At 37.2% G+C, this 24672-nt stretch carries 25 protein-coding genes and 1 riboswitch; all 25 genes read left to right on the top strand.

Going from position 1 to position 24672, the window contains the following annotated elements:
- Positions 1–45 precede the first annotated feature (45 nt).
- The 25 genes from glmM (at position 46) to OL234_RS07235 (ending at position 24668) form a co-directional block, all read left to right on the top strand.
- Positions 46–1401, top strand: coding sequence for a phosphoglucosamine mutase (glmM, locus tag OL234_RS07355; RefSeq protein WP_275468601.1), 1356 nt, complete (start codon positions 46–48; stop codon positions 1399–1401).
- 414 nt (positions 1402–1815) lie between these two features.
- The gene (glmS, locus tag OL234_RS07350; RefSeq protein ID WP_275468600.1) at positions 1816–3630 is read left to right on the top strand and encodes a glutamine--fructose-6-phosphate transaminase (isomerizing); all 1815 of its coding nucleotides are present in this window, start codon (positions 1816–1818) and stop codon (positions 3628–3630) included.
- Positions 3631–3829: 199 nt separating this feature from the next.
- A complete protein-coding gene (locus tag OL234_RS07345) occupies positions 3830–4543 on the top strand; it encodes a glucosamine-6-phosphate deaminase (RefSeq protein ID WP_275468599.1) in 714 nt (237 codons plus the stop codon).
- 144 nt (positions 4544–4687) lie between these two features.
- Positions 4688–5467, top strand: a complete 780-nt coding sequence (locus OL234_RS07340; protein ID WP_275468598.1) for a TraX family protein — start codon at positions 4688–4690, stop codon at positions 5465–5467.
- A gap of 107 nt (positions 5468–5574) precedes the next feature.
- The gene (locus tag OL234_RS07335; RefSeq protein WP_275468597.1) at positions 5575–6831 is read left to right on the top strand and encodes a hypothetical protein; all 1257 of its coding nucleotides are present in this window, start codon (positions 5575–5577) and stop codon (positions 6829–6831) included.
- 111 nt (positions 6832–6942) lie between these two features.
- Positions 6943–7692 carry a tRNA (adenosine(37)-N6)-threonylcarbamoyltransferase complex dimerization subunit type 1 TsaB gene (gene tsaB, locus OL234_RS07330; RefSeq protein WP_275468596.1) on the top strand — a complete coding sequence of 250 codons (750 nt, stop codon included), beginning with the start codon at positions 6943–6945 and terminating at the stop codon, positions 7690–7692.
- A 3-nt stretch (positions 7693–7695) separates the two neighbouring features.
- Positions 7696–8160, top strand: coding sequence for a ribosomal protein S18-alanine N-acetyltransferase (gene rimI / locus OL234_RS07325; protein WP_275468595.1), 465 nt, complete (start codon positions 7696–7698; stop codon positions 8158–8160).
- Between the two features lie 7 nt (positions 8161–8167).
- On the top strand, positions 8168–9190 hold the full coding sequence (gene tsaD / locus OL234_RS07320; protein ID WP_275468594.1) for a tRNA (adenosine(37)-N6)-threonylcarbamoyltransferase complex transferase subunit TsaD: 1023 nt from the start codon (positions 8168–8170) through the stop codon (positions 9188–9190).
- Between the two features lie 195 nt (positions 9191–9385).
- The gene (locus OL234_RS07315) at positions 9386–10501 is read left to right on the top strand and encodes an oxidoreductase (protein ID WP_275468593.1); all 1116 of its coding nucleotides are present in this window, start codon (positions 9386–9388) and stop codon (positions 10499–10501) included.
- Positions 10502–10530: 29 nt separating this feature from the next.
- Positions 10531–11355 (top strand): homocysteine S-methyltransferase family protein, encoded by an 825-nt coding sequence (locus OL234_RS07310; protein WP_275468592.1) that lies wholly within the window; start codon positions 10531–10533, stop codon positions 11353–11355.
- A 36-nt stretch (positions 11356–11391) separates the two neighbouring features.
- Positions 11392–11736, top strand: a complete 345-nt coding sequence (locus OL234_RS07305; RefSeq protein WP_275470126.1) for a BMC domain-containing protein — start codon at positions 11392–11394, stop codon at positions 11734–11736.
- Positions 11737–11776: 40 nt separating this feature from the next.
- Positions 11777–12214 (top strand): EutP/PduV family microcompartment system protein, encoded by a 438-nt coding sequence (locus OL234_RS07300; RefSeq protein ID WP_275468591.1) that lies wholly within the window; start codon positions 11777–11779, stop codon positions 12212–12214.
- Between the two features lie 2 nt (positions 12215–12216).
- A complete protein-coding gene (locus OL234_RS07295; RefSeq protein WP_275468590.1) occupies positions 12217–12774 on the top strand; it encodes a cob(I)yrinic acid a,c-diamide adenosyltransferase in 558 nt (185 codons plus the stop codon).
- Positions 12775–12873: 99 nt separating this feature from the next.
- A riboswitch (adenosylcobalamin (AdoCbl) riboswitch) is annotated at positions 12874–13021 on the top strand.
- Positions 13022–13362: 341 nt separating this feature from the next.
- A complete protein-coding gene (locus OL234_RS07290; protein ID WP_275468589.1) occupies positions 13363–14475 on the top strand; it encodes a 1-propanol dehydrogenase PduQ in 1113 nt (370 codons plus the stop codon).
- 44 nt (positions 14476–14519) lie between these two features.
- Positions 14520–14864: a BMC domain-containing protein gene (locus OL234_RS07285; RefSeq protein ID WP_275468588.1), complete on the top strand. Its 345-nt coding sequence runs from the start codon at positions 14520–14522 to the stop codon at positions 14862–14864.
- 42 nt (positions 14865–14906) lie between these two features.
- Complete coding sequence (locus OL234_RS07280; RefSeq protein ID WP_275468587.1) at positions 14907–15479, top strand: ANTAR domain-containing response regulator; 573 nt, start codon at positions 14907–14909, stop codon at positions 15477–15479.
- The gene (locus OL234_RS07275; protein WP_275468586.1) at positions 15472–16917 is read left to right on the top strand and encodes a sensor histidine kinase; all 1446 of its coding nucleotides are present in this window, start codon (positions 15472–15474) and stop codon (positions 16915–16917) included. Before OL234_RS07280 ends, OL234_RS07275 begins: the two co-directional genes overlap by 8 nt.
- 134 nt (positions 16918–17051) lie before the next feature.
- Positions 17052–18485: an ethanolamine ammonia-lyase reactivating factor EutA gene (gene eutA / locus OL234_RS07270; RefSeq protein ID WP_275468585.1), complete on the top strand. Its 1434-nt coding sequence runs from the start codon at positions 17052–17054 to the stop codon at positions 18483–18485.
- 27 nt (positions 18486–18512) lie between these two features.
- Positions 18513–19877: an ethanolamine ammonia-lyase subunit EutB gene (locus OL234_RS07265; RefSeq protein ID WP_275468584.1), complete on the top strand. Its 1365-nt coding sequence runs from the start codon at positions 18513–18515 to the stop codon at positions 19875–19877.
- Between the two features lie 156 nt (positions 19878–20033).
- On the top strand, positions 20034–20846 hold the full coding sequence (gene eutC, locus OL234_RS07260; protein ID WP_437184439.1) for an ethanolamine ammonia-lyase subunit EutC: 813 nt from the start codon (positions 20034–20036) through the stop codon (positions 20844–20846).
- Positions 20847–20863: 17 nt separating this feature from the next.
- Positions 20864–21520, top strand: a complete 657-nt coding sequence (gene eutL, locus OL234_RS07255; RefSeq protein ID WP_275468582.1) for an ethanolamine utilization microcompartment protein EutL — start codon at positions 20864–20866, stop codon at positions 21518–21520.
- Between the two features lie 20 nt (positions 21521–21540).
- The gene (locus OL234_RS07250) at positions 21541–22065 is read left to right on the top strand and encodes a BMC domain-containing protein (protein ID WP_275468581.1); all 525 of its coding nucleotides are present in this window, start codon (positions 21541–21543) and stop codon (positions 22063–22065) included.
- A 14-nt stretch (positions 22066–22079) separates the two neighbouring features.
- Positions 22080–23564: an acetaldehyde dehydrogenase (acetylating) gene (locus OL234_RS07245; protein WP_275468580.1), complete on the top strand. Its 1485-nt coding sequence runs from the start codon at positions 22080–22082 to the stop codon at positions 23562–23564.
- A gap of 59 nt (positions 23565–23623) precedes the next feature.
- The gene (locus OL234_RS07240) at positions 23624–23905 is read left to right on the top strand and encodes a BMC domain-containing protein (protein ID WP_275468579.1); all 282 of its coding nucleotides are present in this window, start codon (positions 23624–23626) and stop codon (positions 23903–23905) included.
- A 94-nt stretch (positions 23906–23999) separates the two neighbouring features.
- Positions 24000–24668 carry a hypothetical protein gene (locus OL234_RS07235; RefSeq protein ID WP_275468578.1) on the top strand — a complete coding sequence of 223 codons (669 nt, stop codon included), beginning with the start codon at positions 24000–24002 and terminating at the stop codon, positions 24666–24668.
- Positions 24669–24672: the final 4 nt, after the last annotated feature.

The following is a 24672-nucleotide window of genomic DNA, read 5'->3' as shown; positions in this document are numbered from 1 at the left end:
GATACTTAGTTAATATATAAAATTTAAAGTAATGGAGAGGTAAAGATGGGAAAATATTTTGGAACAGATGGTGTTAGAGGAGTGGCAAACAAGGAGTTAACTCCAGAGTTGGCATTTAAATTAGGGCGATGTGGCGGATATGTTTTGTGTCAGCATCAAGAAAATGAAGGTAAACCACGTGTGTTAGTTGGTCGTGATACAAGAATTTCAGGTCAATTACTAGAGCAAGCATTGGTAGCCGGTTTGATTTCAGTTGGAATTGAAGTATTTCAGTTAGGTGTTATTTCTACACCAGGTGTTTCTTATTTAACAAGATTACAAAAAGCTGCAGCAGGTGTTATGATTTCAGCATCTCACAACCCTGCTCAAGATAATGGCATTAAATTTTTTGGCCCCGATGGTTTTAAACTAGTTGACAGTCAAGAGCTTGAGATTGAAGCGTTATTGGATGCAGCCGAAGATTCATTGCCAAGACCATCTGCTGATGGACTAGGAACCTTAGATGAGTTTCCGGAAGGTATCTTAAAATATTCACAATTTTTAACTGACACCATTGAAGGTGATTTTGAAGGAATGAAAATTTGTTTAGATGGTGCTCATGGTGCGACTACACCTTTAGTCAACCGTGTGTTTGCTGATTTAGAAGCAGATTTTTATACTATGGGTACAAGCCCTAATGGTTTAAATATTAATGAGGGTGTTGGTTCAACTCATCCAGAAAAATTAGCTGAATTGGTTGTTGAAAAACAAGCTCAAGTTGGTTTAGCTTTTGATGGAGATGGTGACCGAATTATTGCTGTTGATGAGAACGGTAAAATTGTTGATGGTGATAAAATTATGTTTATCTGTGGTAAATACTTATATGAGCACGGTGGACTTAAGAAAAATACAATTGTTTCAACTGTTATGAGTAATTTAGGTTTCCATAAGGCTGTTGAAGCAGAAGGAATGACTGCTGTAGCGACTCAAGTTGGTGATCGTTATGTAGTTGAAGAAATGCGTAAAAATGGTTATAACTTTGGTGGTGAACAATCAGGTCATATGATTTTCTTAGATCACAACACAACAGGTGATGGTTTGCTATCTGGTATTCAATTAGTGAACGTGATGAAGCAAACCGGCAAAAAATTATCTGAATTAGCGGCAGAAGTAGAAGAATATCCACAAAGACTTGTAAATATTCGTGTATCAGATAAAAATGGCGCAATGGAAGTTCCTGCCATTAAAGAGGCGATTGAAAAAGCTGAAGCTGAAATGAATGGTGATGGCCGTATTTTAGTCAGAGCTTCTGGAACAGAACCTTTATTACGTGTTATGGCTGAAGCGCCAACTATTGAAAAAGTTGATTATTATGTCAATGCAATTGCGGATGTTGTTCGTGCAGAAATTGGAATTGATTAATTAGAGTTGTCAAAAAGTACTGCTTGAAATAGAGCGGTACTTTTTTTGTTACATTAAAATATTATGAGATAATTAAAGTTTTTTGTACTTTAAACTAGACCAATGTAGATAAATAACTAGACCAATCTAAAATTATTTTTATACCAATGATAAAAAGATTGACTATATCATCTATATATTGTAGTATTTAAAATGTTTCTATGGTTGGTTGATGAATTTTTTGGAATATACCAATTTAAAACAAGCGCCAGACCTATTGTAGGTGACGAGGAAAGAGTTTATCGAATGATTCGGCGGGTGACTCTAGGGACTGCACTCTAAAGATTTGCATAAAAACTAGCTGTGAAGTTAGAACAAAGTACAAATCACGCAGGTAGAAACGAGAATATACGAAAAGAAAGAGGAATTTTGGATATGTGCGGAATTGTTGGAGTAGTTGGTAATAGTAAGGCAACAGAGATTTTATTAACAGGATTAGAAAAATTAGAGTATCGTGGATACGACTCAGCAGGAATATTTGTTACAAATGAAGCAAAAGAAGCGCATTTAACAAAATCCAAAGGGCGCATTGCTGATTTGAGAGCTAAGATTTCAAGTAAGGTTGAAGGAACGACTGGTATAGGGCATACACGTTGGGCGACTCATGGTGTGCCATCAGAAACAAATGCTCATCCCCATACTGCAGGTGAGGGTCGTTTTGTTTTGGTTCATAATGGTGTTATTGAGAACTTTGAAGAAATTAAAGCAGAGTACTTAACAGGAGTAGCACTAGTTGGTGAGACTGATACTGAGATAGCCGTTCAGCTGATTAATCATCTTGCAACTACAAAAAAATTGAAAGCAAAAGCAGCTTTTAAAGAGGCACTAAATATTATAAAAGGATCATATGCTTTCGCTTTAGTTGATCAAGAAGAACCAGATGTTGTCTATGTTGCTAAAAATAAAAGCCCATTGCTAATTGGATTAGGCGAAGGGTTTAATGTTATTTGTAGTGATGCCATGGCAATGATTTCGGAAACAAAACAATTTGTAGAGATTGTAGATGGCGAAATCGTTATTGTAAAAGCTGATGGGATTACGATTGAAAATGCTCAAGGTGAAACAATTGAGCGCGAAGCCTATGAAGCTCAAATCGATGTGGCTGATATGGAAAAAGGAACATATGAACATTATATGTTAAAAGAAGTAGACGAACAGCCAGCTGTTATGCGTCGTTTAGTTAAAGAATATACAAATGAACAAGGCGAATTAGTGGTTGATTCAACAATTACTGAGCGTTTAAATATGAGTGATCGTGTGTATATTGTGGCGTGTGGTACAAGTTGGCATGCTGGTTGGGTAGGGAAACAACTAATTGAACAATTAGCGGGTGTTCCGGTTGAAGTTCATGTTGCTAGTGAATTTGCTTATAATATGCCTTTAATTTCAGAGAAACCTTTCTTTATCTTTATTAGCCAAAGTGGTGAAACAGCGGATAGCCGTCAAGTATTAGTTAAAGTTAATGAATTGGGTTATGATTCAATGACGATGACAAATGTCGCAGGCTCAACCCTATCACGAGAAGCGATTCATACAATGTTATTGCATGCAGGCCCTGAGATTGCGGTGGCGTCTACTAAAGCTTATACAGCTCAAATTGCAACCTTGGCAATTTTGGCTAAAGCTGCTGGTATGGCTAGCGCTAAAGTAGAGGCAGAACAATTTGATTTAGTGCATGAGCTAGGTCTTGTTGCAGCTGGTATGGAGCGTTTAGTGGGTGAAAAAGACATGATTTCTTCATTAGTCAAAGAAAAATTAAGTGAAACACGAAATGCTTTTTATATTGGACGTGGGTTAGATTACTTTGTTTCGATGGAAGCTGCTTTAAAATTAAAAGAAATTTCTTACATTCAAGCAGAAGGCTTTGCTGCGGGTGAATTAAAACATGGCACGATTGCTTTAATTGAAGAAGGGACACCAGTTATTGGGGTTATTACAGAAGAAGAAACTGGGGCTCATACGCGTGGTAACTTAAAAGAAGTAGAGAGTCGTGGAGCAAGCACATTAGTAGTGTCGATGGAAGGATTAGAGCGTGAGGGTGACGGCATCGTTTTACCAAAAGTTCATAGCTTGTTGACACCGCTTGTTAGTGTTGTGCCGATTCAATTGATTGCTTACTATGCAAGTTTACAACGTGGCTTAGATGTTGATAAACCACGTAACTTAGCTAAAAGTGTTACAGTAGAATAAAGTAATTGGATTGAAAATTAAGCCGATTTAAGTTAGTTACTTAAATCGGCTTTTTTATATAAAAACATTTTGAAAGGAGTCTTGATGCTATTTGTTAATCAGCTAAAATTTTAATCAGCTTTTCACTTGTGCTCTAGACCAATTTAGAGTATCATTGGACTATACCAAAAAACAAATGGAAAATGGAGTTGAGACAGTTATGAATATTATTTTAGTGAATGACCAAGTAAGTGGGGGTCAAAAAGCATTTGATTTAATTCGTCAAGGGATTGAAGAGAATCGTGCAAAAGTATTAGGGCTAGCAACAGGGAGTACGCCGATTACGTTATATCAAGAAATGGTTAAAAGTGATATGGATTTTTCTGACTTAACTGCAGTTAATTTAGATGAATATGTGGGATTAAGTGGAACAGATATCCAAAGTTACCGCTATTTTATGAATGAAAACTTATTCAATGATAAACCTTTTAAAGCATCATACGTACCAGATGGAACAGCAACAGATGCAGAGGCTGAATGTGTCCGTTACGATAAAATAATTGAAGATAATCCAATTGACATCCAAATTTTAGGGATTGGGACAAATGGTCATATTGGCTTTAATGAACCAGGAACGCCTTTTGATTCATTGACGCGTCGTGTTGATTTAGTGGAGTCAACTATTGAATCAAACAAACGTTTCTTTGATAAAAAAGAAGACGTGCCAACTGAAGCATATTCTATGGGGATTGGCTCAATTATGAAAGCAAAACAAATTATTTTAATTGCTTATGGGGAAGCTAAGGCTGATGCTATTTATGGCATGATTGAAGGAGAACAATCAACCGCTTGTCCAGCAAGTGCCTTGCAAAATCATCCAAATGTTTATGTGATTGCAGATGCTGAAGCGTTATCTAAATTAACTGTAAAATAAAAAAAGTTAAAACCTCATCATTGTGATGAGGTTTTTTTATCTGACAAAATTGTAAGGTGATTGTTAGTTTAGTGTTCGTGAGATGACTAGGTCTTTTCGATATACTTATGAATACCAAGATAAGTTAGAGAAGGAGAGACAGAGATGCAAAAAGGGTTAACTAGTTATCAAATGAAATTAGTAGGAGTTACCTTGATGGTTTGTGATCATATCCATCAAATGTTTGTCATGCAAGGAGCACCAATGTATTTGACCATGCTAGGACGAGTGGTCGCGCCAATTTTTCTTTTTTTAAGTGCAGAAGGCTATTATTATACACATAATAAATTAGCTTATTTACGTAATTTGTTAGGTGGTTTTTGGATAATGTCGAGCATTCAGTGGTTTTTACCAAGATTAGTTCCCAATGATGACATTGTGATTACAAATAATATTTTTGGAACATTATTTTTAACTGTTTTAACTATGTACGGGTTGGATTTATTTAAAAAAAATCAAGGGAAGAGTCGTCTAGTAGGGAGTGTATTATTACTGGGAATCGTTGGGTTGGGAGGTCTTTTTTTATGGTTAATCACGCAACCGGGTTGGTTGATGCCTGTGGCACTGTTTAGTATGGTGATTCCGAATATCATGTTTGTTGAAGGAAATGTCATCTTTGTGGCATTAGGTGTCTGGTTTTATTGTTTCCGAGGAAAAAAAGGGCTACAAGTGTTAGGTTTAGGATTGGTAGCTTTAGTGACGACTGGTTTTGAGTTTACTCATCAATTACTAACTACTAATATTCAATGGATGATGATTTTTTCTGCTATTCCAATTATGTTATACAATGGGCAAGAAGGGCGTAAGATAAAATGGTTCTTTTACATCTTTTATCCAGCACATATTGTAATACTTTACTTATTAGCCACTTATTTAGTAGGATAAATCCCTTAAGAGCGTAGGAAAATATAGTTTTTATCAAGTTTTTTTGGTAGAATATAGGAGGATTTGATACCAGTTGAGTATCAATGAGCTGGAAGGGAAGCGATAGGATGTTAGTATCTCAATTAGTAGAAGAATTTATGTCACTAGCTATTAAAACTGGCGGTTGGATGGAAATGGATCGTCTTTATTTAAAAAATAGATTGTTGGGGATTATTGAAGAACCTTCTTTTGATGCCTTACCTGTACAGGAAGTTAAGATCACAACGGGTGATGTTTTAACCGATTTAGTTGAAGTCTTAGGAGAGGCCAAAGGGATAGTTGGCGAGGAACTTAAAACATTAGAGATGAGGTTAGCTGAAATCTTAACCCCACCACCTTCTGTTGTGAATGCTATTTTTGCACAACGTTATGAAAAAGATCCGATTGATGCGACTCATTATTTTTATGACATCAATCAAGCCAATCATTTTGTAATGCCACCTCACAAAACGGAATTATTAGCAGAGACTGATTTTGGAACGTGGCGCTTCGCACCTGTTCATCGGGAAGCGCGTTTGGCAGATGCGGCTTTACGCAGTTATTATCCAGTGTGTTTATACTGTATGGAAAATGAAGGGTATGAAGGGCATCGTTTCTATCCGTCACGCCAAATACAACGAATGATTCGAATGAATTTATTGGGCGAAACTTGGAATTATCAGTTTGAACCCCACAGTAATTTAAAAGAGGGCTGTATTTTTACTTCTGAACATCACGATAGCATGCCAACAGGTCAGCGTGTTTTAGAACAGTTGTTGGCTTTGGCTGATATCTTCCCCCACTATTTTATAGGAGCTGAGGGTGGTAAGTTTGATGCTGAGGGTAGCGATATGGTTCATGGTAGATATGTGGGAGGTTATGAAGCGTCTGCTTTGAAAAATGCCAAGTCTATTGCGACGGCAAAATTACCTCTATTTAGTACAGTGACTGCTGAGTTGTTAGCGTGGCCTGTTAGTACCTTGAGACTTTCTAGTAGTAATGGTAAACAGCTCGTTCAGGCAGCGCATTATATAATGGCAAGCTGGGATAATCGTCAAACGGATGTCTCTCTGACGATCGGTTCAGATCAGAGTATCTCACGTTTACCAATGGTTATGCGTAAAATAGAAGAGGTCTATCATTTAGATATCTTTTTTGTTGATTTAAGCAAAATAATGATTAATCCGCTTGATTTAATGGCCTTGATGGGAAATCAAGAAATTGATTATTCTGAAACAACTTTATCTGCAGAAGAATTAATAGCAAAGTATCAGCAAGAATTACAGGATTTAGATGGCTTTAATAATCAAGTGTCGGAAGCTTTGGCGTTTCTATCTGCTTTGTAATAGTGTTTAAAACCTTAGTTAAAGTCTTCTTACAGTAGTGTAATAAGACTTTTTACTGAGGCTTTTAAATAGGTTACAATAAGCAAGAATTCAGTGTAGAGGATGAATAAAATGAAAGTATTAGCAATAGATACATCGAACCGTTCTTTGGGAGTAGGTGTATTAGATAATCAAACGGTTGTTGCTCATTATGTAGGCACAGCCAACAATAACCATAGTGTGACAACGATGCCGGCGATTGATTTTGTGATGTCAGCTAACAAAATCAGCCCAAACGAGTTAGACAGAATTGTTGTTGCTCAGGGACCAGGTTCTTATACTGGTTTAAGGATTGGTGTAACAACAGCTAAAACTTTAGCTTGGACATTGGGGATTGACCTTGTTGGTGTTTCAAGTTTAGCTGCCATTGCTGGTAATTCAACTGAGTACCAAGGTTATATCGTCCCAGTCTTTGATGCCCGCCGTGACAATGTCTATAGTGCTGTTTATAAGTGGGAAGACGGACGTTTAGTCTCTGTTATAGCTGATAAACATTTAGCGATGGTTGAGTGGTTGGAAGAGCTACTGACCTTACCAGATTTAGAAAAAGGCTTACGTTTTGTAGGACATGACGTTAAGCAATTTTCTGACAAGATTAGTGAGAAGTTGCCCCATGCAGAACAAACCAGTCTAGTTGAGATGAATGAGGTTAACCCCATAACGTTAGCTAAACTAGGACTTGAGTTAGACCCAATTGAAGACTGTCAAGGATTTGTTCCTGTTTACTTAAAATTAGTCGAAGCTGAAGAGAAATGGTTAGAAACTAACCCGGAAAAAATAAGTAAGTATGTTGAGACGACATCGTATCATGAAGAGGGTTAATAAATGATAGAGTGTCAAAAAGTAGATGTGACTCAAGGAGTGGTCTTAGCGGATGTGCTTTACGAAATCAGTGATAAGGCATTCGTCACTGGTTCTCCGTGGAAAGTTAGTCAATTTAAAGAAGATATTCTATTGGGAGAGACGGTTTATTTCGTGATGCTAAGTAATCAAGCAGTTATCGGTTATATTTCCTATAGAATTATGTTAGATGAGGCCGAAATTTATAATGTTGCGGTTTTACCCGACTGGCAAGGGAAAGGGTTGGCTAATAAACTGTTGAAAGAATGTTTAGCAACGCTTAAATTAGTTGGGGTCAGAACTGTTTTTTTAGAGGTGCGTGTTGGCAACCAAGCTGCAATTAAGTTATATCGTCAAAATAATTTTGAAAAAGTTGGTTTAAGGAAAAAATATTATCACCATCCTTTAGAGGATGCATTGGTTATGATGTGCCAATTGCTAGGTGATTAGAAAAGAGATGGAAAGAGTGACAGATAAAAGATATATTTTAGCAATAGAAAGTAGTTGTGACGAAACAAGTGTTGCGGTTGTTTCTGAGGATAATCAGTTATTAGCTAATGTTGTTGCCTCGCAAATCCTAAGTCATAAACGATTTGGTGGGGTGGTACCTGAGGTAGCAAGTCGTCATCATGTCGAACAAATTACATTATGTATGAAACTGGCTTTAGAAGAAGCAAATATTACGGTTTCTGAACTGTCTGCTGTGGCAGTAACTGAGGGACCAGGGTTGGTTGGTGCTTTATTAATTGGGATTAGTGCGGCCAAAGCTTTTGCTTGGGCGAATGGTTTACCTTTAATCCCTGTTAACCATATGGCAGGGCACATCTATGCGGCAAGCTATGTCAAACCGCTAGAATTTCCTTTGATGGCCTTATTGGTTAGTGGTGGACACACAGAACTTGTTTATATGAGAGAGCATGGGTCTTACGAGGTGATCGGTGAGACAAGAGATGATGCAGCCGGAGAGGCCTATGATAAAGTGGGCCGAGTCTTGGGACTTGCTTATCCATCAGGGAAAGAATTAGATGAATTGGCTCATTTAGGAGCAGATACCTTTAATTTTCCGCGTGCTATGTTACGTGAGCCTAACTATGACTTTAGTTTTAGTGGTTTGAAGAGTAGTTTTATAAATACGGTTCATAATGCTAGGCAAAAAGAGGTCAATCTAGATAAAAATGATTTGGCTGCAAGTTTTCAAGCTAGTGTCATCGAAGTACTTGTGACAAAAACATTAAAAGCTTGTCAGGAATATCCAGTTAAGCAATTGGTAGTAGCAGGTGGTGTTGCTGCAAATAAAGGATTACGAGCTGAAATCAAGACGGCTATTACCGAAATTTCACCAAAAGTCGAGCTGATTGTCCCTCCTTTACATTTATGTGGAGATAATGCTGGTATGATTGGGGCAGCCGCTTGGATTGAATTTTCTAAAGGGAACTTAGCTGATTGGGATCTGAATGCTGAACCTAGTTTGACTCTTTAAATAAATAAAAAATAATGACATCATAAGTTCTTTTGACTAAAAAGCTGAATTTTGGTATTATTTAGATGATAATATAGAACGATAAACCAGACAAAGAGGTACTGGTGAGATAGATGCAACGATGCAAAAAAGGGGGATGTTTCTTTTTTTGTGTCGTTTTTATTTTGGGAAGTTTAGAGAAATGGGGAGAAATTTATGAAAGTTCAAGAAGCTTATACGTTGCCGTCAGGTTTAACTTTGAAAAACCGTTTGTTTTTTGCTCCGATTTCAACCTTGTCAAGTTCGGTAAGTGGACAAGTCACAGAAGAAGAGTGTGATTTTTATTCGGCAAGGACTGGGGATGTTGGTGCGATAGTCGTTGCCTCGGCTTATGTCTCAATTAAAGGAAAAGCGTATGACAATGGGTTGAGTATTAGTCACAAAACGTGTGTAAAAGAATTGACTAAGCTAGCGAGGGTTATCCAAAAAGGCCAAACACGAGCGATTATTCAAATTTATCATGGCGGTGCGATGTGCGCTTATCGTCGCAATCAAAAGGTTTCTTATTGTGTAAGTCAAGACTCGGAGCGTTTATTAGCAGTTTCGGATCATGAGTATCAAGAATTAACGGATGATAAGATTGAGATGATCTTTGTAGAGTATGAAGAGGCACTGCGCCGCGCGATTGCTTCTGGGTTTGACGGAGTAGAAATTCATGCATCTAACAACTATTTACCCTATCAGTTTTTAATGTCAGGTTGGAACTTGCGTCAAGATAAATGGGGTGGCTCTTTAACAAACCGTTTTCGATTTTTAGGTGAATTGATTGGCCGGTTACAAAAAATAATTGAGGCAGAAACATCAGGGGCATTTTCTTTAGGCGTGCGTTTATCAGTTGAGGATAGTGGAGCAAGTGGCAGTCAGAGAGAAGAAAGTTTGCGAGATACACTTTTAATTATTCAGTTGCTAAATAATTGTCCAATTGATTATATTCATTTAGCTACGAGTGATATGCTAAAAGAAGTTGAAATAGATGGTGTGACACTACCTTTAGCCAAAATGTTAAATAAGATGTCACCCTCTGTCCCTTTAATAGGTTGCGGTAACCTGTTGACAGCGCCATCTGTAGAAAAAGTCTTGAATGAGTGTCAGTTGGCTTCAGCATGTCGTCCTTATATTTTTATTCCTAATTGGGCGGAAAAGGTGTTAAATGGGGAAAAAATTAGTTTAGATAATGTTGAAATGGAGCCGGTGATGCGTCGACGATTAAAAATCCCTTGGAATTTATGGCAGAGTGTCAAAGAGTCTGCCGATTGGTATTTATATAGATAGTAGTTACTTTATAAGAAAGTAGGATAAGTATGATGGGATTGATGGCTAAATTATACGATAAACAAGTCTTTTTTGATGGTGGAATTGGAACAGAGTTACAAAAATATGGGTTTCAAGACTATCCTCTAGATCAAGCGTGTTTGACTGCAAAAGATTTGGTAAGAAAAGTTCATCATTCTTATGTTGAAGCAGGCGCTACGATGTTAACAACCAATACATTTCGTGTCACTGCATGTAAGAGTGAGGATGAGGTTAGACAGATTGTCAAGAATGCGGTATCTTTAGCTAAGGAACAAAATTCTGAATTTGTTCAGCTTAGTGTTGGTCCAGGTGATTTTAGAGAATTGACTCGTGACAACGAAGAGTGGTTGACAGCACGTTATCGTTTACAAGGAGAATTGGCTTGCCGTTACCACGTTTCAGCAATCATCTTAGAAACTTTTTCGAGTTTGGCAGAACTTGAACTTGCGATAAAAGCGATTCGCTCAGTTTGTCACTGTCCTGTCTTTATTAGTTGTCCGCTTACAGAAGAGGGAGCAACCTATGGTGGTGATAACCTGGTTGATTTTATCAAATTAGCTGAAGGTCACAGAGTGCAGGCGCTAGGTATTAATTGTGCTGAGATGTCAGCTGATTTAGTTTCATTGGTGTCTAAACTACGCTTAATTACGGAATTGCCGTTAATCATCCAAGCTAACAAAGGAGTTCCTGATAAAAAAGCTCATTATCCTTGTCAGGATGATGACTACTTAAAATATGGTCTGGCTTTGCATCAATTAGGGGTCGAGGGTTTAGGTGGTTGTTGTGGAACAACGCCGGACTTAATGAAACAACTTTATTTAAAATTAACGTAATAAAATTATATGTGAGATTAAAGGAGAGTAATAATGATGGAAACAAAACAACGTGTTATTCAAGAATCAGTACCGGGTAGACAAATAACAATAGCTCATATTATTGCCAGTCCGGATGAGAAAGTTTATGATAAAGTCGGCTTGCAAGCTCATAAGAATCAATCCATTGGTATCTTAACGATTACACCCGCTGAAGCGGCAATCGTAGCTTCTGATGTGGCGACTAAGGCAGCGGACGTATCTGTAGGATTTATGGATCGCTTTAGTGGGGCGTTGATTGTGACCGGTGATGTGACAGCAGTTGAAGCAGCTTTAGAGGCTGTTAATGATACCTTGGGTCGTATGTTAAAAATTTCAGGAGCTAAGATTACACGATCTTAACAGTAGTGTTAGTAAACAGTAATTAGAATGGAGAAGCCTTATGAAGAAGATAATGCTAGTAGGAGCAGTAGGGACAGGGAAAACAACTTTAACCCAGCGGCTACAAGGTAATGATATTTCTTACCACAAAACACAGGCGATTCAATTTGGTGATAATATTATTGACACACCAGGTGAATTCACCCAGCGTAGACAATACTACAGTGCTTTACAGGTAACAGCTACAGAAGCAGATGTGATTGGGTTGCTACAAAGTGTAGGAGAATCTTTTGACACCTTCCCACCTGGATTCAGTACAATGTTTCCGAAACCGACGATTGGAATTGTAACTAAAATTGATTTAGCTGAGTCAGAAGAAGAGATTGAAAAAGCTGAACATACCTTGTTAGCGGCAGGTGCGACAAAAGTATTTAGAGTGTCATCTGTTGCTAATGACGGAATAGAAGCGGTTTTAGATTATTTAACAGAGGAGGAATAGATGTGAAAATTTATACAAAAACAGGAGATAAAGGACAAACAAGTATTATTGGTGGCGAAAAAGTTATGAAATGTTCAGATCGCGTTGTCGCTTATGGCACAATTGATGAATTAAATTCATATGTTGGAGTTATCATTAGCCAAATGAAAAGTAGCCCTGATATGAAAAAAGACTTGGTGGAGATCCAACAAATATTATTTGATTGTGGGACTGATATGGCGACACCGAATAGTTCAAAAGGGTATCGAACAGACGCGGCATCAACCACTTGGTTAGAAGAGTGTGTCGACAAATATTTAGCGTCACCCCCCTTGTTAAAAGAGTTTATCTTACCAGGTGGTGATCCGATTGCGGCTCAGTTGCACATGGCAAGAACGATTGCTCGTCGTGCTGAAAGACTGGTAGTTGCAACTGCTATGGAAGAAGAAATCAATGAGGAAGTCTTGAAATTTTTGAATCGTTTATCCGATTATTTCTTTGCGGCAGCACGTTTAATCAATTTCCGCGAAGGACGCTCAGATGTTAGTTATCGTCGTAACAGCCAAGTCTTTTATAATTAAAAATAACTAAAACGAGCTTTTTGTTATTTTTGAGGAAAAAGAAAGCGCATAAATAGTTGTATTTTCTATTTGATTGTGATATATTGATTATGATAAATATTGTCTAAAATTTAGTTATTTGTTAGATGGAAGTTTGGTGAAATTCCAACACGGTCCCGCCACTGTGATAAGCTTCGGCTTTAAGTCAGGTCTTTCTACATGTAACTCTTACGGTACCAACTGTTTCGTGGTAAAACAGTGGGATAAAAGAACCAGTAACGCTTTTTAAAGCTTACGGCTCTTTGTGTTGTACCCTTTGTTTTTATAGCGTACCTATTGACAATCCTGGTTTGGATGAACAAACTGGGTATCACCTAAGAAGTTTATTTTTTAGGGGAGAACTTCATAGCTATGATATAAGACATTGGGTAAAACAACTTACTAAGTAGTGAGTTACAGTACAAAGGCGTACTGACCACTGTCTTTTTTGTTGTTTTTACTTTAGAATATGTTATAACCTTAGTTGGCAATGACGCTATCTAATTAAGTCTATTCAAGCAGTAGGCCTTTTTAGATAGCTTTTTATATTTTTATGGAGGTGTCGAAAGAATGGAAAGATTGAATTTTGATACGCAAATTTTTATTGGCGAAAATTCATTAGATGAAATTAAAAATTATTCAAATGAACGTATCTGTATCGTAACAGATAAGTTTATGGTTGAGTCTAAATTAGTAGACTATGTAACAGACAATATTAATGATACAAATGAGTATCACGTATATACAGATGTTGTACCAGATCCAACAGTCGATAATGTTGTGGGTGGTGTAGCCGATTTATCACAGTTTAACCCAAGCGTTTTAATTGCCTTTGGTGGCGGTTCAGCGATTGATGCGGCTAAAGCAATGAAATTATTTGGTACTAAACTTGGTTTAGCAGCTGACATTTCGTTAGTAGTTGTTCCAACAACAAGTGGGACAGGTTCTGAGGTAACCAACTTTTCTGTAATTACCAATCCTAAAAACAATTTGAAATACCCACTGGTTAATGAATTATTACAACCAGATAAAGCGATTTTGGATGCACGTTTAGTAAAAAGTGTGCCACCTCATATTGTGGCAGATACGGGTATGGATGTTTTAACACATGCCTTAGAAGCGTATGTCTCAACATCAGCAAACGTGTTTTCAGATGCTTTAGCTGAAAAAGCAATTGATTTGATTTTTACTTATCTAGAGCGTTCATTTAGTAATTCAGAAGATTCAGAAGCACGTGAACAAGTACACTATGCATCATGTATTGCTGGGATTGCATTTAACCAAGCCTCATTAGGTATGTGTCATGGTATTGCACACACTGTTGGTGGCAAGCTACATATGCCACATGGTCGTATCAATGGTATTTTATTACCATCAGTTGTTCAATACAATGCCAATGAAAGTGATGTAGCTTTAGAACGATATGCTAAAATTGCAAATCGTCAAGGTTTTTCAACTTCAAAAGGCAAAGTTGGTGTTCGTACGTTAGTTAATGAAATTATGTCACTGCGTCAAAAATTAAAAATGCCAGCTAGTTTTGCAGAAGCAGGTTTTACTAAAGATGATTTAGCTGAACATGGGGAAACAATTAGCCAAGAAGCGTTAGTTGATCCAACGACGGCAACTAATCCAGTGCAACCAACTGCAGCGGATGTAAAACGTTTATTAACACCGTTATTTTAATCTTAAGTTATTAAAATAAGGCGCTAGATGAAAGGAAGAGGCTATTGGAAGATAAACAACGATTGATTCAAGAATATGTTCCAGGAAAACAAGTGTCAATGGCGCATATAATTGCTAGCCCAACAGCAGATATTTATGATAAGCTAGGTTTAGTAAACACTAAACAGGGTGCAATTGGCGTTTTAACCATTACCCCAAGTGAGGCAGCGATTATTGCTGTTGATATTGCGGTAAAAGCTGGAGATGTTGAAATTGGTTTTGTTGACCGTTTTAGCGGCTCTGTCGTATTGACCGGTGATCTATCCTCTGTTGAATCAGCCTTGTCAGAAGTCGCAAGAGGCTTAGAAGAACTGTTAGGTTTTTCAAGTACTATTGTCACTAAAACATAGATAGTTTGCTGAAGTGAATAAAAAAAGGCAGGAGTGGTAATCGTGAATGGAGATATTATCATTGTCGATGATGAACCTCTTACGAGAGTAGACCTGAGAGAAATGTTAGAGATTGCTGGGTATAATGTGGTAGGTGAGGCAACGGACGGCTTTGAGGCTATTGAATTGTGTAAAAAACATCAACCAGATTTAGTGATAATGGATGTGCAAATGCCTATTTTAGACGGTCTAAGCGCTGGTAAAAAGATCATGTCTGAAAAAATGGCTAAAGCTATTCTGATGTTAACAGCATTTAGTGATGAAACAAATCGTAAAAAAGCTTTAGAGTTTGGTGCAGTCGGTTATCTAGTCAAGCCATTGGATGAAAAATCATTTATCCCGATGGTCGAGATGGGGGTAGCTAAAGGAAAAGAAGTTGACAAACTTCAAAATGATGTTACGAAACTTTCTGAAAAATTAGAAAATCGTAAAACCATTGAAAAAGCTAAGGGAATCATCATGAAAGCTAATGGAATCAATGAAGAAACAGCGTATCAACAGATTCGTAAACTAAGTATGGATAAACGTTGCCCAATGATCGAAGTAGCGGAGATGATTGTGATTGCCCATGATTGACAAAAATATTCGTCAGCTATGTCAGAAGTATTCTGATTTGTCAGCTGAAAATATTGCTGAAATCATTAAAGCAGCCCATCAACTTGAAGAGAGTAAACAGTATGAAAATGAAGATGTTTTTATTGACATACTGTCTGATGTGACAGACGAAGCAATTGTTGTTTACCACCGACCACCTAAGCGTGGTACCTCGATTTATAGTGAACAAGTAGTAGGGAAAGTTGCCAAACGTTTAAATGAACCAAGTGTTTATCGAACGTTTGAAACGTCGTTAAAAACTGAAGGTCTCTTAGCAAAGACGCAAGAGAACAAAATGATTCGACAAAAAGTTTTTCCTATTAGAAATAATCGAGAAAATATTGCGGTAGTCATAGTGGAATCCCCACTAAATGAGGTAGCAGAAGAGCGTTATTTCTTGTTCAATTTGTTTAAAGAGCGTGAATTACCAGAGATATCGTCACAAAGTAGTGACTTGCCCAAAAAAAGTCATTTTTATCGGACACTAGTCAATAAGCTAGACGAAGGGATCTTGATTTTTGATAAAGCGGGTTATCTCGTTATTAATAATGAAGTGGCAGAGTCTTATTACTACCATTTAGGTTACCTTGATAAAATTAAGGGTCTACATTATGATAATTTATCGCTTGATATGACAACATTTGAACAATTACAATACTTAAAACATGCGGAACGTTGGGATGAAGTAGATGAGAAAGAGATTTTTTTTGGAGAATCTCATTTCAATATGAAACGTTTCTTCGAACAAGATGAAGATGCTTTAGTGATGATTTTACATGATAAGACAGAAGTGTATAACAAAGAAGTGGAAATCATTACAAAATCAGTGGCTATTAGAGAAATTCATCATCGTGTGAAAAACAACCTGCAAAGCATTGTGTCACTCCTAAGAATTCAAGGTCGTCGTAGTGAGAATGAAGAAGTAAAAAAAGCCTTACGTGAAAGCGAAGCGCGTATTTTAGCTATTTCAACTGCTCATGAGATTTTATCTAAGGAATTAACGGATGATATTCCTTTAGCATCAGTACTGGATTTAATTATAACGAATGCTCATCGTAGTTTTTTAAGTAGTAAAAAAATTAATTTAGACAAACAAATAGATGAAAAGATTTATTTGAATGGAGACAAAACCGTAACCGTAGCTTTAATTGTTAACGAGCTATTACAAAATAGCTTTGAACACGGCTTTACTAAAGAAGATTCTAATAATTCAATTGAAATAGTAGTCTCAGCTATTGATGACGATACGATTTCGATTATTGTAAAAGACAATGGTCGCGGTTATAACCCTAAAAAAGTTAATAAAAATAGTTTTGGTTTGCAAATTGTGATCAGCTATGTGAAAGATAAACTAAGAGGCAAAATTAAAATTAATTCAAACTCTAACGGAACAACTACTCAGTTTTATTTTCGGAAGTAAGAACTAGACAATTAAATAATAGCAAACACAGATGTTTGTTAAAAGCAAAGGCGCTTAAAAGAAAGCTATATTACGGTATAGGTTTATTTTAAGCGCCTTTTTGGCTTAGCTCATTCACGAAAGGAGAAACGATAATGTCACAAGAAACAGTGTTAAGTGTTGGGATTGACTTAGGCACATCAACTACTCAGATGATAATTTCGAAGTTACATATTCAAAATATGGCCTCAGCCTTTACAATTCCAAGAATTACGATTACGGATAAAGAAGTCATCTTTAGAAGTGAAATCATGTTCACGCCAATTTTAGAAAATAACTTGATTGATGTAGATCAGATTAAGAATTTTGTTGCAAGACAGTATCAAGCTGCAGGCATCACTAAAGAGGAGATTCAAATTGGTGCTGTCATTATTACTGGGGAAACAGCTCGTAAAGAGAATTCAAGTAATGTTTTAGCTGCTTTGAGCGGTTACGCAGGTGATTTTGTAGTTGCTACTGCAGGCCCAGATTTGGAAAGCATTATTTCTGGACGTGGAGCAGGCGCTCAAATGCATTCTAAAAATCATCATACGTCGGTTGTTAACCTAGATATTGGTGGTGGCACAACCAACTTAGCTCTTTTTTATGATGATGAAGTCATTGATACGGGGTGTTTAGATATTGGGGGTCGCCTGATTAAGGTTGACAGTCAAACACAGAATATTACTTATATCGCACCTAAAATTGCCCAAATTATTGAGGCAGAAAAAATCCCCTTGGCAGTAGGTCAAAGAACTACACCAGAGGGCTTACAACCAATTATTGATATTATGGTGCAATTATTAGAAAATAGTGTTGGTTTAGGCACACCAAGCCCTTATTATGACATGATTTTAACTAATAAAGGGATTGAATCAGATCGTAATATCTTAGCTTTATCGTTTTCTGGTGGGGTCGCGGATTGCATTCATGAAGTAAGACCATCAGATACGTTTAAATATGGTGATATTGGTTTGTTATTAGGTCACAGGATTGCTCATTCAGCGCTTGTGTCTGATATCGAAGTAATAGAATCAATTGAAACAATCCGAGCAACTGTAGTAGGTGCAGGCTCACATACTGCTGAAATCAGTGGTAGTACGATTACCTATAAAGAAGAAGTACTGCCTATTAAAAATATTCCAATTCTGCGCATGAGTCATCATGACGAGGAGGGAGATGCTTTAGCGCTAGCAGAAGCAATCTCTGCCAAAATGCAATGGTATCAATTGGAACAAGAGTTTCAAGCAGTGGCCTTGGGGATTGAAGGAGAAAAAAATCCTACTTTCCAGCGCGTTCAAGAATACGCTCAAGGTATTGTAAAAGGCTTGTCTAGCATGATTGAAAGACAAGAAACATTAGTGATAATTGTCCAACAAGACATGGCAAAATCTTTGGGACAATGCCTATTCGGGTTATTGCCTAAAGACTATCCCTTTGTTTGTATCGATAGTGTCCGTGTTGAAAATGGTGATTATATTGATATTGGTAAACCAGTTGCGGCAGGAAGTGTTCTACCTGTTGTGGTTAAAACGTTAGTATTTAACTAGCATAAGAAGATAAGGAGGAATTTTAAAATGATTTTAAAAACAAAACTGTTTGGTACAATGTACGAATTTAAGACAGTCAAAGAAGTTTTGGCTAAGGCCAACGAAGTGAAATCTGGTGACACACTTGCCGGAGTAGCTGCAACCTCAGCAGAAGAAAGAGTAGCTGCAAAAGTTGTTTTAGCACAATTGCAATTACAAGATTTATTTAACAACCCAGTGGTACCATATGAAGAGGATGAAGTAACACGTATCATCATTGATGATGTTAATAAACGTGCTTACAACAAAATCAAACATTGGACAGTTGAAGAATTACGTGAGTATATCTTAGACTTCAAAACATCAGATTATGATATTAAACAATTAGGTCGTGGACTAACATCAGAAATGGTCGCAGCGGTCACTAAATTAATGTCTAATATGGATTTAATCTATGCAGCACAAAAAATCGTTGTAATTAAAACAGCCAATACATCAATTGGTGAGCCTGGACGTATCTCAGCGCGTTTACAACCTAACCATACAACAGATGATATCGATGGTATCATGGCATCACTAATGGAAGGTTTATCATATGGTATTGGGGATGCCGTTATCGGTTTAAACCCAGTTGATGATTCAACTGAAAGTGTAATGCGTATTCTTAATAAATTTGAAGAATTTAAAGATGAGTGGGAAATTCCAACTCAAACCTGTGTTCTAGCTCATGTTAAAACACAAATGGAAGCGATGCGTAAAGGTACACCAACTGGTTTGGTCTTCCAATCAATCGCTGGTTCTGAAAAAGGAAATACTGCCTTTGGTTTTGATGCTAACGATATTGCTGAAGCTAAAAAATTAGCAATGGAAACAGGTGCCGTTGCTGGACCAAACGTTATGTACTTTGAAACAGGTCAAGGGTCTGAATTATCTTCAGATGCTCACTATGGTGCTGACCAAGTAACAATGGAAGCACGTTGTTATGGTTTCGCTAAACGTTTTGATCCATACTTAGTTAATACAGTAGTAGGATTTATTGGACCTGAGTATTTATATGACTCACAACAAGTTATCCGTGCTGGTTTAGAAGATCACTTCATGGGTAAACTTTCAGGACTTTCAATGGGTTGTGATGTATGTTATACAAACCACATGAAAGCTGATCAAAATGATGCAGAAAACTTAGCTTCATTACTAGCATTAGCTAACGTTAACTTTATCATGGGTATCCCTCATGCAGATGATATCATGTTAAATTACCAAACAACTGGTTACCACGAAACTGCTACAATTAGACATATGTTAAACAAACGTCCAACTCGTGAATTTGAAGGCTGGATGGAAAAAATGGGTCTTATGGAAGATGGCCGCCTTACAGAACGTGCAGGCGATGGCTCTATCTTCTTAAAATAGAAAAGGAGGTTTAACTAAATCATGGTAGATGAAAAAAGTTTAAAAGCAATGATCGAATCAATCTTGACAGAAATGTCTGGTCAAGAAGAAAATACAGCAGGTGCGACTGAAACTCAAACTCAAGCAACTGTGGCAACACCGGCGACAACGCCAACAATGACAAGCTCAGCTCAAGAGTCTGACTATAATGGTACGGTTGAAGATGCCTTTATTCCAGATATCACTGAAGTAAATATTAAAGAACAATTCTTAATTCCCAATGCAGCAGATAAAGAAGGCTATCTACGTATGAAACAATATACACCAGCTCGTTTAGGGTTATGGAGATCAGGTCCTCGTTATAAAACACAGTCTATGCTACGCTTTAGAGCTGACCATGCTGCAGCCCAAGATGCTGTATTCTCTGATGTACCAGAAGAATTAGTTAAAGAAATGGGATTTGTAGCTGTTCAAACAATGTGTAAAGATAAAGATGAATATGTAACCCGTCCAGATTTAGGTCGTCAATTTGACGCTGAAACTCGTGAGTATATTAAAGCTAATACAACTAAGGGTGCTAAAGTTCAAGTAATGGTTGGAGACGGTTTAAGTTCAGCCGCAGTCGGCGCTAACATTAAAGAAATTTTACCTTCAATTAAACAAGGTTTGAAAATGTTCAACTTAGACTTTAACGAAGTTGTTTTTGTTAAATATTCTCGTGTTGCAACAATGGATGAAATTGGCGAATTAACAGATGCTGATGTTGTTTGTATGTTAATTGGAGAACGCCCAGGTTTAGTAACAGCTGAATCAATGAGTGCTTACCTAGCATACAAACCAACAGTTGGTATGCCTGAAGCTCGTCGTACAGTTATCTCTAACATTCAAAAAGGTGGAACACCTGCCGTTGAAGCTGGAGCTTACATTGCGGAACTTATTAAAGAAATGCTTGAGAAGAAAAAATCAGGTATTGATTTAAAAGAAGGATAATTAAGGAGGAACAATAAATGATAAACGATTCATTAGGTGCTAACGTTTTAAGTGCGAAAATTATCGCTAACGTTGATGCAGGAATGGCTAAAGCATTAAATTTAGACCCTCAAAAACACCGTAGTATTGGTATGGTAACATCTGACTGTGATGATGTAACTTATGTTGCTTTAGATGAAGCGACAAAAGCTGCTGCAGTAGAAGTTGTTTATGCACGTAGTATGTATGCTGGTGCAGGCAATGCTAGTACTAAATTTGCTGGTGAAGTTATTGGAATTATTGCTGGTCCAACACCTGCAGAAGTTAAAAGCGGTTTAGATGTTGTTATCTCTGAAATTGAAAATAGTCCTGGTTTCATCAGTGCTAATGCTGACGGAAGTGTTCCTTATTTCGCGCATTTAATTTCAAGAACAGGTACACATTTATCTAAAGAAGCAGGCATTAAAGAAGGAGAAGCATTAGCTTACTTAATTGCCCCTCCTTTAGAAGCAATGTATGCTTTAGATGCAGCTGTTAAAGCAGCTGACGTTGAAGTTGCTGCTTTCTACGGTCCACCGTCAGAAACAAACTTTGGTGGAGCCTTACTTACTGGTAGCCAATCAGCATGTAAAGCAGCTTGTGATGCATTTGCTCAAGCAGTGGCAATGGTAGCAGCTAACCCAACAATGTATTAAAATTAAAGGAGGCAATCGTCTTGAAAATTCAAGCATTAGGCCTAATTGAAGTTAATGGTTTACTTGGTGGGATTGCAGCAGCTGATGCCGCATTAAAAACAGCAGACGTTGATTTAATTAGCGCTGAAAAAGTTAATGGTGGTTTAACAACGATTCATTTATCAGGTGATGTTGCAGCGATTCAAGTTGCAGTTGAGGCTGGATCAGTCGTTGCTCGTGATTTAAATTGTTTACGATCAAGTCACGTTATTCCAAGACTTGCTTCTGAAACATCAGATATGGTTATTGCAGGTATAAAAACAGCCACACCGGCTATTACACCTGAAAAGCCAAAACCTGTAGTAAAAAAAGAAGAAGTTAAAATTCAAGAGCCAGAAGTTAAACAAACTAAGGCTACAACAGAACCATCAGTTGTTGCTGAAAAAGCAACGGATGATAAAGTAAAAACTGAGAAATCAGTTAAGGTTGATAAAGTTGATAAGGAAGATGTTAAAGCAGCGAAACCTGCTAAAAAAACGTCAACTAAGTCAAAAAAGAAAAAATAGAGGGGGAGTAAGTATTGTTACAATTACAAGATAAAGATTTAATTTCTGTACAAGAAGTTAGAAATCTATTAAAAGATGCAAGCGCTGCTCAAAAAGAGTTAGCAACATTTTCACAAGAAAAAATCGATTCAATCTGTAAAGCAATGGCAGATGCCGCTTATTCAGAAAGAATTAAATTAGCACAAATGGCACGTGAAGAAACTGGTTTTGGGATTTGGCAAGATAAAGTAGTTAAAAATTCTTTTGCTTCTAAATCAGTTTGGGAAAATATCAAAGATAAAAAAACAGTTGGAATTATTAATGAAGACACAGTTAATAAAGTAACTGATGTTGCAGTTCCAGTTGGAGTAGTTGCAGGATTAATTCCATCAACTAACCCAACTTCAACAGTTATCTACAAAGCTTTAATTTCAATTAAAGCAGGGAACGGCATTGTCTTCTCACCACATCCAAATGCTTTAGGTAGTATTTTGGAAACTGTAAAAATTATTAAAGAAGCGGCTGTTGCGGCAGGATGCCCTGCAGGAGCAATCGGTTGTATGACGACACCTACAATTCAAGGAACTGCTGAGTTAATGAAACATAACTTAACAAACTTGATTTTAGCTACAGGTGGTTCTGCAATGGTTAAAGCTGCCTATTCATCAGGAACACCTGCTATTGGAGTAGGTCCTGGTAATGGTCCAGCCTTCATCGAACGTTCTGCTAATATTCCTTTAGCTGTTAAACGTATCATGGATTCAAAAACTTTTGATAACGGAACAATTTGTGCATCAGAACAATCTGTTGTTGTTGAAGAAGTTAGTCGTGCAGCAGTTATTGCTGAATTTAAGAAAAATGGCGCTTACTTCTTATCAACAGAAGAAGCAGCGATTCTTGAAAAATTCATCATGCGTGCGAATGGCTCAATGAACCCACAAATTGTTGGGAAATCAGTTGCAGCAATTGCTGAATTAACAGGCTTAAACGTTCCAGAAGGAACACGCGTGTTAATTGCTGAAGAAACAAAAGTAGGCGCTAAAGTGCCTTACTCACGTGAAAAACTTGCACCAATCTTGGCTTTCTACACAACTAAGTCATGGGAAGAAGCTTGTGAATTAAGTATTGATATCTTAAATCATGAAGGAGCAGGTCATACATTATGTCTACATACTGAAGATCAAAATGTTGTTCGTGAATTTGGTTTAAGAAAACCTGTTTCTCGTTTAATCGTCAATGCTCCAGGAGCTTTAGGCGGAATTGGTGCAGCTACAAACATGGCTCCAGCCTTAACATTAGGTTGTGGTGCTGTTGGTGGAAGCTCAACTTCAGATAATATTTCACCAGAAAACTTATTCAATATTCGTCGTGTTGCTTATGGCGTACGCGAATTAGAAGAGTTACGTGGTGAAGATGCTCACTTAGTTGGGCAAACAGCGACACCGTCTTCAACAACACCAAAAGGTGCTGAAGATGAGTTAGTAAATAAAATCGTTGATGCGATTTTAGCAAAACTTTAATCTAGATTTAATTTTTATATTAAATAAATAAAACACACAATACTAGGAGGAAACATATTATGAACGCAAATGCATTAGGAATGATCGAAACTAAAGGTTTAGTAGGAGCTATTGAAGCAGCAGACGCTATGGTTAAAGCAGCAAACGTAACATTAATCGGTAAAGAACAAGTAGGTGGCGGATTAGTAACAGTTATGGTTCGTGGTGATGTTGGTGCGGTTAAAGCTGCAACAGACGCTGGAGCAGCAGCTGCTGAACGTGTTGGAGAATTATTATCAGTACACGTAATTCCACGTCCTCATTCAGAAGTTGACGCTATTTTACCACACGTAGCGGGTTAATAATCAAATAACGAAAAGTCTTAACGGATTTTTGCTAGAAGGGTATATTTAACTTTAAATATACCCTTTTCTAACAAGAAAAGGTCGTGATTAGGTGGCAGTTTTAACAGAATATGATGTCAGAAAAATGTTGACTGCTCAAAGTCTGAGTGAGATTGAACTTATCAAAGGAACAATCATTACGCCATCAGCCAGCAGTTTTCTAAAAGAAAAACATATAACAGTCAATTTTGTAACAGAAATTAATGACACCACAATTGAAGAACCCACTGTTTGTCAAACAATGGCACCGTCAGTTGTAACAGAGGAAGTTGTTGAAAAACCAACACGTTCTGCTTCATTAAAAAGTTACTATGAGGTAGCGGCTTTAGATGTTTTTAAAAGTAAATTAGGTGTATTTCATAGTGAATTACAGGTGATGCAGGTAATGCTAGCTGAGGAAGAACAAGAAGTGTTACTTTCGGGTTTGGAAACAGTTCATCATGTTTTAGTAGATGTTCAGGAAGCATTAGCTACTCATACTATCTTTGAGTCAGAAGTTCTGTTTGAAGAGATTGAAGAGGATCATCGCTTGAAAACCTATACCTATGATATGGGAAAAATAGTAATTTATTTCAACCGCTTGGCATGTCTTGCAGAAGAACTTAAAGTGTTGAGTTATCAAACTTTTTGTGATGCAAGCGGTCAAACGAGTCAACCAGTTTTATTAAATGCTTTAAGTAAGTTACCAACTTACTTGAGAGAATTGATTGACGTTAAGTAATAAT

The organism is Vagococcus intermedius, assembly GCF_029144185.1.
Taxonomy (GTDB): Bacteria; Bacillota; Bacilli; order Lactobacillales; family Vagococcaceae; genus Vagococcus_D; species Vagococcus_D intermedius.
This window is presented reverse-complemented; position numbering and strand designations above follow the sequence as displayed.

Bases quoted from the DNA above. Each gene is read 5' to 3' on its own strand.
- OL234_RS07315 (WP_275468593.1), top strand. From the start codon at position 9,386: ATGAAAGTTCAAGAAGCTTATACGTTGCCGTCAGGTTTAACTTTGAAA.
- OL234_RS07335 (WP_275468597.1), top strand. From the start codon at position 5,575: ATGTTAGTATCTCAATTAGTAGAAGAATTTATGTCACTAGCTATTAAA.
- rimI (WP_275468595.1), top strand. From the start codon at position 7,696: ATGATAGAGTGTCAAAAAGTAGATGTGACTCAAGGAGTGGTCTTAGCG.
- OL234_RS07310 (WP_275468592.1), top strand. From the start codon at position 10,531: ATGATGGGATTGATGGCTAAATTATACGATAAACAAGTCTTTTTTGAT.
- OL234_RS07265 (WP_275468584.1), top strand. From the start codon at position 18,513: ATGATTTTAAAAACAAAACTGTTTGGTACAATGTACGAATTTAAGACA.
- eutA (WP_275468585.1), top strand. From the start codon at position 17,052: ATGTCACAAGAAACAGTGTTAAGTGTTGGGATTGACTTAGGCACATCA.
- glmS (WP_275468600.1), top strand. From the start codon at position 1,816: ATGTGCGGAATTGTTGGAGTAGTTGGTAATAGTAAGGCAACAGAGATT.
- OL234_RS07275 (WP_275468586.1), top strand. From the start codon at position 15,472: ATGATTGACAAAAATATTCGTCAGCTATGTCAGAAGTATTCTGATTTG.
- glmM (WP_275468601.1), top strand. From the start codon at position 46: ATGGGAAAATATTTTGGAACAGATGGTGTTAGAGGAGTGGCAAACAAG.
- tsaD (WP_275468594.1), top strand. From the start codon at position 8,168: ATGGAAAGAGTGACAGATAAAAGATATATTTTAGCAATAGAAAGTAGT.
- OL234_RS07305 (WP_275470126.1), top strand. From the start codon at position 11,392: ATGGAAACAAAACAACGTGTTATTCAAGAATCAGTACCGGGTAGACAA.
- OL234_RS07290 (WP_275468589.1), top strand. From the start codon at position 13,363: ATGGAAAGATTGAATTTTGATACGCAAATTTTTATTGGCGAAAATTCA.
- tsaB (WP_275468596.1), top strand. From the start codon at position 6,943: ATGAAAGTATTAGCAATAGATACATCGAACCGTTCTTTGGGAGTAGGT.
- eutL (WP_275468582.1), top strand. From the start codon at position 20,864: ATGATAAACGATTCATTAGGTGCTAACGTTTTAAGTGCGAAAATTATC.
- OL234_RS07300 (WP_275468591.1), top strand. From the start codon at position 11,777: ATGAAGAAGATAATGCTAGTAGGAGCAGTAGGGACAGGGAAAACAACT.
- OL234_RS07345 (WP_275468599.1), top strand. From the start codon at position 3,830: ATGAATATTATTTTAGTGAATGACCAAGTAAGTGGGGGTCAAAAAGCA.
- OL234_RS07340 (WP_275468598.1), top strand. From the start codon at position 4,688: ATGCAAAAAGGGTTAACTAGTTATCAAATGAAATTAGTAGGAGTTACC.
- OL234_RS07240 (WP_275468579.1), top strand. From the start codon at position 23,624: ATGAACGCAAATGCATTAGGAATGATCGAAACTAAAGGTTTAGTAGGA.
- eutC (WP_437184439.1), top strand. From the start codon at position 20,034: ATGACAAGCTCAGCTCAAGAGTCTGACTATAATGGTACGGTTGAAGAT.